Genomic DNA, 12,921 nt, shown 5'->3' with positions numbered 1-12,921 from the left:
TTCCTAATGACGTTGAGTTTGAGAATTCTGTATCCACAATTGACGACTTTTTAATGGACGATCGCCAAGCAAGGAAGTAATCATTTGTCGGTACAACTTAGACAGTAATTGTAACTGTTCAGGATTAAATTCCCCACCTTTTTCATAATCACACATACTTAAAATATGTTGACCTGACAATGTAGCACGTGAGGCTTTAATGACAGGTTGAAAACCTTCGTTTAAATGAAATTGATAATTTTCATGAGGCTGAATTTGCTGTTGATTTGCATCAGTTGAAAAATCCAACGCAAAACCCAACTCTTCAAGCAGCACATACTCAAATTGTCTAAGGATTTGCCGTAAGAATAGATCAGGGTGGGCCTGGACAGACATGCATTGAAGTTTTTCCAAGGTGTGTGCATATTGAGCAAATGTCTCAGGCATCTCAACCTCTAACGGACATAGCCTCAATAAGACTTCATTTAGATAAAATCCTGAAAAAAAAGCATCACCAAAAAAGAAAATCGGTTGATTTACAATTTCGAGTTTACTAAAGTTTTTAAGTTCGGACTTACCAGATGCTTGCAAGCAAATTGGTTGATACTGGGGAGGTGGCGTTTGCCTGAGAATACCATCAATTCGACCATGCTCCTGAGTAAACAAGTGCACAATATGACTTTTTTCACGATATTTACGATGGTGAATTAAATAACCATGCAGTATCTCATTACGCATGATTTGAAATATTAATCCTTGTCTTTCTTTTTCTTGTCGTCTTCATCTTCATCCCCATCTGGAATGACTGCACCCACAACTGCAGCAGTACCTTTAACCACGCCTTTTGTGGTTTTATAAGCCACTTTGACAGGAACAGTAACGATTTTATGAATACACCCTTGTAGAAACAAAACACATGCCACTACAGCTAATACTTTCATCATTACTCTTCCCTCAAAGTTTGTTATTTAACGATTAGATATCGCTATAACCCAAGCTTTTCAACGCACGTTCATCATCAGACCAACCACCTTTGACTTTCACCCAAAGTGTCAGCATGATTTTTTGCTCGAACATTTTTTCCATATCCACACGTGCATCCATACCGATTTTCTTCAGTTTGGCACCCTTCTCACCAATCACAATAGCCTTCTGACCAGAGCGATCGACAAAAATCGTCGCATCAATATAGGTACACGCCGCTTTAGGACGACCAGTTTTTGGATTAACTGTTGCTTCTTCTGTTTTAAACGACTCAATTTGAACGGTTAGATCATAAGGAAGCTCTTCCCCCAATTGACGCATGATTTTTTCACGAATAATTTCAGAGGCAAGGAAGCGCTCTGAACGATCCGTTAATTGCTCAAGTGAATACAGTGGTGGTTGGAATGGTAAATATTTCTCAATCGTGCTGCGCAAATGATCTAAATTTGCACCACGTAATGCTGATACAGGAACAATTTCTGCAAAATTCATTAATTTTGCACGCTCTTGTATCAATGGTAATGCATGGTTTTTATTCTCTAGTGTATCAATTTTATTGATCACAAGAATCACTGGCATATCGGCATTTTTTAGCTTTTCTAACACTAAATCATCATTCTGTGTCCATTTGTCTGCATCAATCACAAACAAAACTAAGTTCACATCACGAAGTGCAGAATGTGCCGCACGGTTCATCATTTTATTGATGGCACGGACTTCTTTTTTGTGCATCCCCGGGGTATCTACGAATACCGCTTGAGATTTTTCGCGTGAGTCAATACCCACAATTTTATGACGTGTGGTCTGTGGTTTACGAGAGGTAATGGAAAGTTTTTGACCCAAAATATGGTTCATCAACGTTGATTTACCCACGTTTGGACGACCAACAATGGCCACAAACCCACTTTTAAAATCGGCTGGAATTTCAGTGCCTTGCGCACTAAAAAACTGACTAATTAAATCGTTACTGTCGCCTTGCGACTCATGATCAGCATCTACGTGATCGGAATGAGTAGTCATTAAGACTTTTTCTCCAAAATTTCTAAGATTTCTGCCGCTACAGCTTGTTCAGCAAAGCGACGGCTTGAACCTTCACCGTATTTAACAGGGTGCCCTTCGACTGTACATTCAACTTTAAAATGTTGGTTTGGAGCATCACCCTGAATATCTACAACCTCGTAAACCGGGAGAGGTTTTTTACGTGCTTGTAAATACTCTTGCAAACGTGATTTAGGATCTTTCAGTTGATCAGTTGGTTCAATATGATCTAAATATGGCACATACCATTTAAGAACAATCGGTTCCAGAATTTTTAAATCCTGACAATCGACATAGATTGCACCAATGATCGATTCAACGGTATCCGCAAGTATAGACTCGCGATGATGACCGCCAGATTTCAACTCACCTGTACTCAAGATTAATTCTTGACTGAGTTTTAAGTCATTGGCAATTTTACCTAGCGCTTCCTGACGAACCAGTGTTGCACGCATACGCGTTAGACGCCCTTCATTTTCATGCGGGTAGGCATGGTACAGATAATTGGCAATTATCATACCCAACAATGAATCGCCCAGATATTCTAGGCGTTCATAATTGTATTTATGGCTCACCGATCGGTGGGTCAAGGCCAGTTGTAACAATTCAGGTTGTTTAAACTGATAACCGATACGACTTGCTAAACGAGCTTCATTTAGCTTGGACTGAGCTTTGATCAAAACTTTTCTCGAACTTCAACACAATATCAATATTCAATAAGAAAGGTTTTCTTATTTCATAATCTGTTTTCACTTGTAGACCGTCTACATTAGTGACTTGAGCAATATCTTTAAAGTTTAAATCACGCACACCATTCATATCTAAACGCTGTGACATTTGTGACTCAAACTTACTCGGAGCAATATTTTTAGGACTGCTCTTCATTAACGCTTCAATTTCATTGTTGACGAGACGGTCATCAACATACGGTCCCCAAACCGCAATTAATGCTTTAGCTAAAAAAGCAAAACCAATAATAGCAATTAAAATTGCTATATAAGACGTTCCCCGTTGATGTCTCATTTTATTTTCCTGATGTAAGACTAATCAATACTGCCATTACGACTAAATGAAGGCAGTTTTAAACCAGGTTCCTTATGCATCCACTTGTAAAAAGCACGTCCAGTGAGGTTTTCTTCAGGCACAAAGCCCCAAAAACGACTGTCCGCACTTTGATCACGATTATCCCCCATCGCGAAATAGTGACCTTTAGGAACCTTAACTTCCCAATATAAACCATTTTCTGTTGAATATTTACCATTTTCAACATAGTTGATAAATGGCGCTTGGCGCGCAACATTGACGCCGTCAAGCTCACGCATGGTAAACGTATGCTTACCCATGGTTTCTTTATGATAAATCGATGTAGGTGTATCGAGTTGATCTTTTTCACGGCTAAATTCAACTGGAACTTTTGCCACTTTCTGACCATTCACACTCAGTTGACCATGATCATAAATAATATGATCACCTGGTAAACCGACCACACGTTTAATATAGCTAATGGTTGGTTGCGGTGGATAACGGAATACAATTACATCTCCACGCTCAGGTTCACCAACATCAATAATTTTTTTATTAATAATAGGTAATCGTACACCATACTGATATTTATTCACCACAATAAAATCACCTGTCTCTAAAGTTGGAACCATAGAGTCTGATGGAATATTAAATGGCTCATATAAGAATGAACGCATCACCAAAACTATCGCTAGAATCGGCCAGAAGTCATAAGCCCACGCGATAACGACGTTTTCATTCCCCTTACCTTTGGTCTGCCGTTGTTTCCAGACAAACTTATCCAACAGCCAAATTAGGAAAAAAATGACTGTGGCAGGAACAAGGATCAAATTAAAGTCAAAATCCATGAGCTCATAAACCTCTATTTATTATCTTTCTACTTTCAATACCGCAAGGAACGCTTCTTGTGGGATTTCAACACTACCCACTTGCTTCATACGTTTCTTACCTTCTTTTTGTTTCGCAAGAAGTTTCTTCTTACGTGACACGTCACCACCATAACATTTTGCCAATACGTTTTTACGCATCGCTTTTACAGTTGAACGTGCAATGATTTGCGCACCAATTGCTGCTTGAATAGCCACATCAAACATTTGACGTGGAATCAAATCTTTCATTTTTTCAACTAGAGCAATACCACGGTGACGAGCATCTTGGCGGTGACAAATCATGGCCAAGGCATCAACCTTCTCACCATTAATTAACACATCAACCTTAACGAGAGATGAACTCTCAAAACGGACAAAGCTATAGTCAAGCGATGCAAAGCCACGTGAACATGATTTCAACTTATCAAAGAAATCCATTACCACTTCAGCCATTGGAATTTCAAACGTAATGGCCACTTGGTTCGCCATAAACTTCATATTTTTTTGAACGCCGCGACGTTCAACACATAAAGTCATCACATTACCCAAGTATTCTTGCGGTACCAAGATGTGACATTCAGCAATTGGCTCACGTAAGTCTTCAACTGTTGAACCATCCGGCATTTTAGAAGGGCTATCGATATAAATGGTTTGACCATTTTTCATCACCGCTTCATAAATTACGGTTGGTGCAGAAGAAATCAGGTCAAGATCATACTCACGCTCTAAACGCTCTTGTACGATTTCCATGTGCAGCATACCCAAGAAGCCGCAACGGAAACCAAAACCGAGTGCATCTGAACTTTCTGGTTCAAAGAATAATGCTGAGTCATTAATTTGCAGTTTGTGCAGCGCCTCACGGAACGGTTCAAATTCACTTGAATCGATTGGGAACAAACCTGCATAGACCTGTGGTTTGACTTTCTTGAAGCCCGGTAATGTTGCTACTTCTGGTGTGGTTGCCAAGGTAATCGTATCACCCACTGGAGCACCAAAAATATCTTTAATACCCGCAATCACAAAACCAACTTCACCTGCTTCGAGCATGTCCGTTTCTGTGTGTTTCGGATTAAAAATACCTACTGAAGTAATGATGTGCGTTTGACCTGTTGATTTCATCAACATTTTATCGCCTTTACGCACACGGCCTTCTTTAATACGAACCAAAGAAACCACGCCTAAATAGTTATCGAACCAAGAGTCGATAATCAAGGCTTGTAAAGGTGCATTACGATCGCCTTGTGGTGCAGGGATGACATTCACCAGTGTTTCAAGCACACCTTCAATGCCTAGACCCGTTTTCGCTGAACACGTCGGTGCTTCAGTCGCTTCAATACCAATAATATCTTCAATTTCTTGAATCACACGTTCTGGCTCTGCTTGCGGCAAATCGATTTTGTTTAAAACCGGTAGAACTTCTAGACCTTGTTCAATTGCGGTATAGCAGTTAGCAACAGACTGGGCTTCTACACCTTGTGCAGCATCGACCACCAATAATGCGCCTTCACATGCAGCAAGTGAACGTGAAACTTCATAAGAAAAGTCAACGTGCCCAGGTGTGTCAATAAAGTTAAGCTGGTATTCTTCACCGTTAGGATGAGTGTAATACAAAGTCACAGACGTAGCTTTAATCGTAATACCACGCTCACGTTCTAATTCCATAGAATCTAGAACCTGTGCCTGCATTTCACGATCTTGCAGGCCACCACAAGTTTGAATAAATCGGTCGGCAAGCGTCGACTTACCATGGTCGATATGCGCAATGATCGAGAAGTTACGAATGTTTTTTATATCAACAGATTTTTTAGCTTGCGCCATGGGCTACCTTGGAAAAATAAAAGCGCTATGCATGCAATTCTTTATGCATAGCAAAAGCCGAATAGAAATTGCCGAGGATTATAGCAGATGGATTTTTCAAAGTATCGAAAATAATGCATTGCTTTCATGCTAACCACTTTTCCTGCGTGTAAAACTTAACTAGTCTTCGCTTTAGTATGAGGTTTCAATTAAAAATCAGAAATCATAAGCACTAAAATCAAGCGGATTTATGCTATCTGCGATGGGTTGATAAGCTTGGGTAAATGTTGGCGACATGCGCTTTGGACGGCCTGTAGCAATTTCAATGCATGCCCACTGTGTATTGCCTGTAAATAATATCGCTTTGTCTTTAGGGCGATAAAATACATACTGCCGAAACGAATACAATGCATTGATATCATTTAGCCAAGTTCGTAAAATAATCTCCTCACCTTTGAGCGCTGCTTTACGATATTGCACATGATGCTCAACAGCGACCATGGCATGCTTCAATTCAATATATTCTTTTAAGCCTAAACCCAAAGCTTCAATATGTGCTGTCGCGACATCTTGCATCCAACTGACGTACACCACGTTATTCACATGATTTAATGTGTCGATATGTTCAGCTTGAACTGTAATTTTTAAATCAAAGATATCGCTCATAGCGTCCTGCAAATTTTAAATTGTGGCCCACAGTCTACCCATTTTTATCTAAGGGTGAATTGCAAAAACGCTAAAGTTAAAAAACCACTCGCTTGGAGTGGTTTTCATTTAGTAACTCATTACTGAATACGCATGCCCACAATCGCACGCTGTCCCTGACGAATCAAAGAAACACGTGCAATGCTACCATTTTTCAACTCAGAAATAACTTTCACAAAATCTTCAGCATTGTTTACGACTTTATTATTAACTTGGGTGACAACATCCCCCGGCTGAATTCTCGCTTGTGAAGCAATACCACCAGCTCGTACATCTTGAATTAAGACACCGCCTTTTAGACTCAGTTGTTTTAATTCATCTGCGTTTAAGTTGCGAATTGATACCCCAATCACAGGACCTTTTTTCACAGATGTCGTTTCAGCTTTTGCAGGCGTATCATCTGGTGCTGTGATCAAGGTTGCTGAAATATTTTGGCGTTTATCATCACGCAGCACTTCAAGCTGAATACTTTGATTTGGACCTGTACGATTAAGATAATTCAGCAGTTCGCCTGTACGTGAAATTGGTGTGCCATTAAATTTCAAAATGACATCACCCACTTTAAAGCCAGCTTTTGCAGCTGGTGAATTTGGTGCAACTTGAGTAATCAAAGAGCCTTCTGGTTTTGAAAGGTTATAAGACTCTGCAAGATTACGATCGATATCTTGTAGCATGACGCCTAAATAAGCACGTGTTACCTTGCCGTTTTTCTTTAATTGGTCTGCAACATCCATTGCAACATCAATGGGAATCGAGAACGATAACCCCATATAACCGCCTGTACCACTAAAGATACGAGAATTTACCCCGACCACTTCACCAGACTGATTAAATAATGGACCACCAGAATTACCCGGGTTCAATGCCACGTCGGTTTGAATGAATGGAACCGAGGTTTCTCCCATCATATTACGCATTTTAGCACTAACGATTCCTGCCGAAGCTGAATAGTCAAAACCAAATGGTGAACCAATAGCCAACACTGGCTCACCTACACGTAAACGGTCAACATTACCTGTGCGTAGCTCTGGAAAATTTGAACCTTTCACCTTTAGCAAAGCCACATCAGTCCGCTCATCACTACCCACAACGGTGGCATCAATTTCACGGCGGTCATTCAATACGATGGTGACTTTCGATGCATCTTCTACCACATGGTGATTAGTTAATAGATAACCATCTTTACTAATAAAGAATGCGCTTCCATAACCGGTCTTTTCTTGCGGCATTTTTTGCTGCGGGATAACGACCTGATTACCAAAAAAGCGTCGTAATATTTCTGGGACTTGCTGCTGTAAAAGCTCTTCTTGACTGAGCTTTTTAACCACATTCACGCTTACGACAGCTGGGCTGACCTGTTCAACCAAATTGGAAAAATCAACAGGACCTGCTGCCTGCGTTTGTACGCTAGCAACCGTAAACACAGCTGCATAAAGTCCCTTTTGTAAATACGATTTATTCATTGTTAGCATTCACTCAATTGTGCTTATCATTTGAAATACGTTAGTTTTTATCACAATGCAAGTCTAAGCTTCGTAATAAAATGTTTGATGATTATTTATGATAAACAATCTTAAACATTCCTTAAATATTACAGATCTATGAATATTTTTCATTATTTAGTTAATTTATAGTCATTGCGTTTTTAGGCAAAAACAGTTGTGATGATCGGACATTTTTAAAATTAGCTGATGGACATGTCTAATTTAAACACGACACATCAATTTGATGTGATTATTGTGGGAAGTGGCGGTGCAGGCCTAAGTTTAGCCCTATCGTTACCAGATCATTTTAATATTGCTGTTTTAGCTAAATCGACGCTGACGGATGCCAGTACATATTATGCCCAAGGTGGTGTTGCTGCCGTCCTCGATAAAACAGATTCTATTGAACAACATATCAATGACACCATGATTGCCGGTGCGCATTTATGTGAAATGGCAGCGGTAAAACAAACCGTTGAAGGTGGTAAATCTTCTGTCGATTTTCTACTGAATCAGGGTGTGCAATTTACTTTAGACGACCAAGAACAGTTACATCTGACACGTGAAGGTGGTCACTCTCACCGGCGGATTATCCATGCAGCAGATGCCACAGGTCGTGCTATTTCCACAACATTGGTTGAACGTGCGCAAGAAAAAGCCAATATTCATATTTTTGAAAATTTTATTGCAATCGATTTAATCACCGCACAAAAATTAAATCCTGAAACTGAAAACCGTGCTCTCGGTCTGTATGCTTTAGATGAAAAAACCGAAAAAGTACATACCTTTTTAGCACCCTTCACTGCCCTTGCCTGTGGTGGTGCCATGAAAGCATATTTATATACATCAAATCCCGACATTGCGACGGGTGATGGTATTGCCATGGCGTATCGTGCAGGCTGCCGTGTTGCCAATATGGAGTTTAACCAATTCCATCCAACCTGTTTATATCATCCTCAAGCTCGCTCTTTCTTAATTACCGAAGCGATGCGTGGCGAAGGTGCCTATTTACGTCTTCCAGATGGTGAACGCTTTATGCTGCGCTTTGATGAGCGTGCCGAATTAGCACCACGCGATATCGTAGCGCGCGCTATTGATTATGAAATCAAACGTCTAGGAATCCGTCATGTTTGGCTTGATATCACCCATAAACCTGCAGAATTTGTCAAAGAACATTTCCCAACATTGTATGCACGCTTAATGGAACTCGGTATTGATATTACCAAAGAAATGATTCCGGTGGTTCCGGCAGCACACTACACCTGTGGTGGCGTTGTGGTTGATGAAAACAGTCAGACCGATATTCCAGGCCTATATGCCATTGGGGAAACCTCTTATACCGGCCTACATGGTGCAAACCGTATGGCGAGTAACTCCTTACTGGAATGTTTTGTCTATGGTATGAGTGCTTCAGCACATATCACAGCACAGCATCAAGGAACTTATCAGGCGCCTCATGTCCCAGAATGGGATGACTCGCAAGTGACCAACCCTGATGAAGACGTGGTGATTTTGCAAAATTGGGACGAGCTTCGCCAAACCATGTGGAACTACGTGGGTATTGTCAGAACAACCAAGCGCCTCCAACGTGCCCTACACCGCATTGAAATGCTTAAGCGTGAAATCACCGAGTATTACCAAGATTACCAAGTCAGTAAAAATCTGATTGAACTCCGCAACTTAGTACTGGTATCAGAAATGATTGTTCGCTGTGCAATGGAACGTAAAGAGTCTCGTGGTCTGCATTTCACTTTAGACTATCCTGAACAAGCAGACGAACTACGTAAAACGGTGTTAAGTCCACCCGATTTCACGGTTGATTGCCCTGTAGTTAATACTGAGTTAGTCTCTTAAAACTTTTAAATCAAAAAAAGCCGCACATAATGTCGGCTTTTTTCGATTTTACTATCCATAAATACGTAGTGCAGCTTTGAAAGTTTCTAAGTGCAGATTTACAAGATCATTCATATTTTGATAGCCCCCAGCCAATACAAACATCAGCGGAATATCTGCACGTTTAGCCAATTTAAAGACCATTTCTTCGCGTTTCTGTATCAAAGCGGTACTAAACCATGATGAGCCAAATGGGTCAGCTTGATGACAATCCATTCCTGCTTGATAAATGATTAAATCTGCACCCCATGCTTTGGCATGCTGTATTCCCTCATGTATGGCCAAGGTATATTGTGCAAAATTTCCACGATCTTTATGCACATGCCGAGTTAAAGAACGTTCATAAGTAGGACAACCAAAACGTAGCCCATAAATACTAAAGTTAAAAAGGTTCTCTAAGCGTCTAGTAAACTCAGCTGTACCATTCCCCCCATGTTGATCGCAATCGAGTACAAAGATTTTTTTATTCGGATTCTGCTGTGCCACAAAAGCCAAACCATTGAAGGTGCAAAATGATCCACCATATTCATACACTGCATGGTGAAAACCCTGTGCAACATTTGCTGCAATGCCTTTTTGCAAAGCCATTTCTGCTGCCATCAACTGCCCTGCATTGATTCTCAGCACTGCATCTCGAAGCTGAGTATTCCAAGGCTTAAAACCTGAAAAGGTCGCAAGCTTAGTGGGCTGCCCTGTCATAAATGCGTCCACATAAACAGGATCATGCACTTGGCTTAAAATTTCAGCGTCAATACACTCAGGCTCATGTATTCTGATATTCTGCCATTGTTCTAAAGCTGTTCCAACCGCCAATAATTTTTCCATACTATTGGTATGGGTATGAGCAAAATATTTTGGCGAAAAGCATACATCTAACATGATGGAAACACTCAAAGTTGCGCTATTGCCACATCTATTAATTGCTGAAGCTCAGTCGTACCTGGACTATACAGACCATTATCCACTTGCTGCTGAAAATGCGTACTGAATGCACGTTTTCGATTTTGTGGCGACACAGCCAAAGTCGTTAAGCGTAAAAACCACCAACCAGAAATGGCCTGATAAGGAATCACAAAACCTTTAAACTCACGATTTTGTCGTTTTTCAACTAATTGTTCAGCATCATAACTCACGGAAAAAAGTGAACCCGCTGGAATACGAACACCATTCATGAGTACAGGTTTCAAGCTGATACAAGAATGGTTATCCCCCATATTTAACTTTTCCATAAATAAGGGCTGACCGTATTCATCTACAAAAATATTAATTTCACCGCTACGTAATACACGTCGATGTGCAATTTTCAAAAAGAAATTTTCAGCCATTGGACAAGAGCCAACTTTTGGCTTATTAGCCAGTGCTTGTACTTCAACAATTTGGTTTTCAGTTGACGATTTTGGCAAAATCACATCTTCAATAAAGGAACAAATAAGCTGACTTTCTTCCAAATTTGCATGTTGCTGGATTTGACGCAAACTTTTTTGAAAATGCAATTCTTTCTGTAAAACCTCGTAAAAGTCTGGGGATTGTTTCAATTGCTGAATATTTTGATTTAAATTTTCATTTAAATCTAGATGACGCCAACTAGACAAATCTAAATGATAAGCACGACTATGATCTAAAATTTTGCGTAAACCATGCGTGTCATATTGATCAAAAAGTTTGAGATCTTGAAATTCATGTGATGCACGCGGCACATTAATATATTCAGCTAACACACGTGTGGCTTGGGTATAGCCACAGCCACGCCGTTCAGTTTGATGTGAGTAATGCTCATTCAACATTTCTGTCAATTTTTCTGACAAAGGATATGTATACTCCTGAAAGAGCCGAATAACTTCATGTGCAGTAGCAGTCATGTATTTAACCAATCAAATCTGTGATTCAATTATAGATTTAAAACAGCACTTGTGAGCTGATTGATTCCTACTAAGTTTTTGAAATTATGCAAATAAAAATACACTACGCAGAAAATTCACCAACCAATACACAATTTAATCTGACTGAGTGCTAAAATTTCATTTAATCCAATCCATCAACTGCATATTTTCAGTTCAATGCCGCTTCGGTGGAATAGAATAGCTTCCTGTTATATGTGCAACAGGCTCATCCACACCTGCTGAATACACCAACACCTCACCATAAATGATGCTTTTACCGACTTTAAGTAATCGACATTCTCCCCGCAAATCTTTATTCGCCTCAGGCTTCCTTAAAAAGTTAATATTCATACTTGTGGTGACTGCAAGTCCGACAATTCCAATCTCTGCAAGTATTGCCACATACAATGCAAAGTCCGCCAAAGTCATCATAGTCGGGCCTGAAACAGTATTGCCAGGCCGCAAATCTTTTTCAGTCACATGCCAAATTAAAGTGGCAGCCTTTTCACCAACTTCAACGATAGTGCAATGCTTTAAGCTTGGCGCAAATTCAGTCTTAAGGAAATTGATAATCTCCTGTTTTGTAGCATGCATAAAAAATCATCCATAACTTTTGCTATGAATGATTTTTAAATCAATTACCTAACAAATACTATGGCATTTTAGATCTGCTGTAGTTGCGATAATGCCTGTTGGAATACATGCTCAGGTGTTTGGGTTGCGTCAAGGCGTTTCATTCGTTCAGGGTGCGTTTGATGAATCTCAGCAAAACCTGATCTTACTTTCTCAAAGAAAGTTGCTTTCTCTTGCTCAAAACGATCTAAAGCACCACGCTCTCTTGCTCTTAACATTCCTGTTTCAATCGGTGCATCAAGCCAAAAAGTAATATCTGGCATACGCGCAACAAAACTTGCATTTAAGACATTGAGCTTGTCACGATCTAAACCACGTCCTGCACATTGATAAGCAAAACTCGAATCAGCAAAACGATCACATAAAACGATTTTACCTTCTGCCAATGCAGGTAAAATCACGCGCGCCAAATGCTGTGCGCGTGCAGCATACATAAGTAACAACTCTGTATCATCACTCATTGCTTCATCATGATTGACGGCCAAAAGTAATGCACGAATTTGTTCAGCCATAGGTGTACCACCCGGCTCACGTGTAAGTACGACATTTTTACCCAAATTTTGGAAATGATCATGTAATTTACGAATGAGTGTAGTTTTACCCACACCTTCCGTACCTTCAAAGCTAATAAACATG

14 protein-coding genes are annotated in these 12,921 nt (G+C 40.1%); 1 reads left to right on the top strand and 13 read right to left on the bottom strand.

The genetic code is table 11. From position 1 onward, the window contains the following. Positions 1 to 3: 3 nt before the first annotated feature. The 9 genes from recO to FTT85_RS07860 form a co-directional block, all read right to left on the bottom strand. Positions 4 to 720 (bottom strand): DNA repair protein RecO, encoded by a 717-nt coding sequence (gene recO / locus FTT85_RS07900; protein ID WP_180059271.1) that lies wholly within the window; start codon positions 718 to 720, stop codon positions 4 to 6. An 8-nt stretch (positions 721 to 728) separates the two neighbouring features. Beyond that, on the bottom strand, positions 729 to 923 hold the full coding sequence (locus FTT85_RS07895) for an NF038104 family lipoprotein (RefSeq protein WP_078192000.1): 195 nt from the start codon (positions 921 to 923) through the stop codon (positions 729 to 731). Positions 924 to 954: 31 nt separating this feature from the next. Next, on the bottom strand, positions 955 to 1,983 hold the full coding sequence (gene era, locus FTT85_RS07890) for a GTPase Era (RefSeq protein ID WP_067765139.1): 1,029 nt from the start codon (positions 1,981 to 1,983) through the stop codon (positions 955 to 957). Then, positions 1,983 to 2,681, bottom strand: coding sequence for a ribonuclease III (gene rnc / locus FTT85_RS07885; RefSeq protein WP_180183266.1), 699 nt, complete (start codon positions 2,679 to 2,681; stop codon positions 1,983 to 1,985). The genes era and rnc overlap by 1 nt, the downstream gene beginning before the upstream one ends. Further along, positions 2,653 to 3,024 (bottom strand): DUF4845 domain-containing protein, encoded by a 372-nt coding sequence (locus FTT85_RS07880; protein WP_180183265.1) that lies wholly within the window; start codon positions 3,022 to 3,024, stop codon positions 2,653 to 2,655. The genes rnc and FTT85_RS07880 overlap by 29 nt, the downstream gene beginning before the upstream one ends. 20 nt (positions 3,025 to 3,044) lie before the next feature. After that, positions 3,045 to 3,872, bottom strand: coding sequence for a signal peptidase I (lepB, locus tag FTT85_RS07875; protein ID WP_180183264.1), 828 nt, complete (start codon positions 3,870 to 3,872; stop codon positions 3,045 to 3,047). 21 nt (positions 3,873 to 3,893) lie between these two features. Continuing rightward, complete coding sequence (lepA, locus tag FTT85_RS07870; protein WP_180183263.1) at positions 3,894 to 5,711, bottom strand: translation elongation factor 4; 1,818 nt, start codon at positions 5,709 to 5,711, stop codon at positions 3,894 to 3,896. Between the two features lie 195 nt (positions 5,712 to 5,906). Beyond that, positions 5,907 to 6,356 (bottom strand): thioesterase family protein, encoded by a 450-nt coding sequence (locus FTT85_RS07865; RefSeq protein ID WP_180183262.1) that lies wholly within the window; start codon positions 6,354 to 6,356, stop codon positions 5,907 to 5,909. 119 nt (positions 6,357 to 6,475) lie between these two features. Next, complete coding sequence (locus tag FTT85_RS07860; protein WP_111883975.1) at positions 6,476 to 7,858, bottom strand: Do family serine endopeptidase; 1,383 nt, start codon at positions 7,856 to 7,858, stop codon at positions 6,476 to 6,478. Positions 7,859 to 8,086: 228 nt separating this feature from the next. On the opposite strand from FTT85_RS07860, the gene nadB reads away from it, so the two are divergent. After that, positions 8,087 to 9,733 carry an L-aspartate oxidase gene (nadB, locus tag FTT85_RS07855; RefSeq protein WP_180108010.1) on the top strand — a complete coding sequence of 549 codons (1,647 nt, stop codon included), beginning with the start codon at positions 8,087 to 8,089 and terminating at the stop codon, positions 9,731 to 9,733. 51 nt (positions 9,734 to 9,784) lie between these two features. On the opposite strand, the gene FTT85_RS07850 is transcribed toward nadB, so the two are convergent. The 4 genes from FTT85_RS07850 to tmk all read right to left on the bottom strand — a co-directional run bounded on the left by FTT85_RS07850 (position 9,785) and on the right by tmk (position 12,920). Continuing rightward, on the bottom strand, positions 9,785 to 10,651 hold the full coding sequence (locus FTT85_RS07850) for a histone deacetylase (RefSeq protein ID WP_180183261.1): 867 nt from the start codon (positions 10,649 to 10,651) through the stop codon (positions 9,785 to 9,787). An 11-nt stretch (positions 10,652 to 10,662) separates the two neighbouring features. Beyond that, on the bottom strand, positions 10,663 to 11,631 hold the full coding sequence (locus FTT85_RS07845; RefSeq protein ID WP_180183260.1) for a hypothetical protein: 969 nt from the start codon (positions 11,629 to 11,631) through the stop codon (positions 10,663 to 10,665). Between the two features lie 195 nt (positions 11,632 to 11,826). Further along, a complete protein-coding gene (locus FTT85_RS07840; protein ID WP_180094979.1) occupies positions 11,827 to 12,246 on the bottom strand; it encodes a PaaI family thioesterase in 420 nt (139 codons plus the stop codon). 68 nt (positions 12,247 to 12,314) lie between these two features. Next, a complete protein-coding gene (tmk, locus tag FTT85_RS07835) occupies positions 12,315 to 12,920 on the bottom strand; it encodes a dTMP kinase (protein ID WP_180076821.1) in 606 nt (201 codons plus the stop codon). Position 12,921 lies beyond the last annotated feature (1 nt).

Origin of the sequence: Acinetobacter sp. YH01020 (genome assembly GCF_013420275.1) — a bacterium.
Classification (GTDB): Bacteria; Pseudomonadota; Gammaproteobacteria; order Pseudomonadales; family Moraxellaceae; genus Acinetobacter; species Acinetobacter amyesii.
Note: the sequence above shows the minus strand (reverse complement) of the source record. Positions and strands in the feature narration are given on the sequence as shown.

Coding starts and splice junctions, on each gene's coding strand:
- FTT85_RS07895 (WP_078192000.1), bottom strand. CDS start 923: ATGATGAAAGTATTAGCTGTAGTGGCATGTGTTTTGTTTCTACAAGGG.
- FTT85_RS07850 (WP_180183261.1), bottom strand. CDS start 10,651: ATGTTAGATGTATGCTTTTCGCCAAAATATTTTGCTCATACCCATACC.
- FTT85_RS07880 (WP_180183265.1), bottom strand. CDS start 3,024: ATGAGACATCAACGGGGAACGTCTTATATAGCAATTTTAATTGCTATT.
- FTT85_RS07865 (WP_180183262.1), bottom strand. CDS start 6,356: ATGAGCGATATCTTTGATTTAAAAATTACAGTTCAAGCTGAACATATC.
- lepB (WP_180183264.1), bottom strand. CDS start 3,872: ATGGATTTTGACTTTAATTTGATCCTTGTTCCTGCCACAGTCATTTTT.
- FTT85_RS07845 (WP_180183260.1), bottom strand. CDS start 11,631: ATGACTGCTACTGCACATGAAGTTATTCGGCTCTTTCAGGAGTATACA.
- lepA (WP_180183263.1), bottom strand. CDS start 5,711: ATGGCGCAAGCTAAAAAATCTGTTGATATAAAAAACATTCGTAACTTC.
- FTT85_RS07840 (WP_180094979.1), bottom strand. CDS start 12,246: ATGCATGCTACAAAACAGGAGATTATCAATTTCCTTAAGACTGAATTT.
- nadB (WP_180108010.1), top strand. CDS start 8,087: ATGGACATGTCTAATTTAAACACGACACATCAATTTGATGTGATTATT.
- FTT85_RS07860 (WP_111883975.1), bottom strand. CDS start 7,858: ATGAATAAATCGTATTTACAAAAGGGACTTTATGCAGCTGTGTTTACG.
- tmk (WP_180076821.1), bottom strand. CDS start 12,920: ATGTTTATTAGCTTTGAAGGTACGGAAGGTGTGGGTAAAACTACACTC.
- era (WP_067765139.1), bottom strand. CDS start 1,983: ATGACTACTCATTCCGATCACGTAGATGCTGATCATGAGTCGCAAGGC.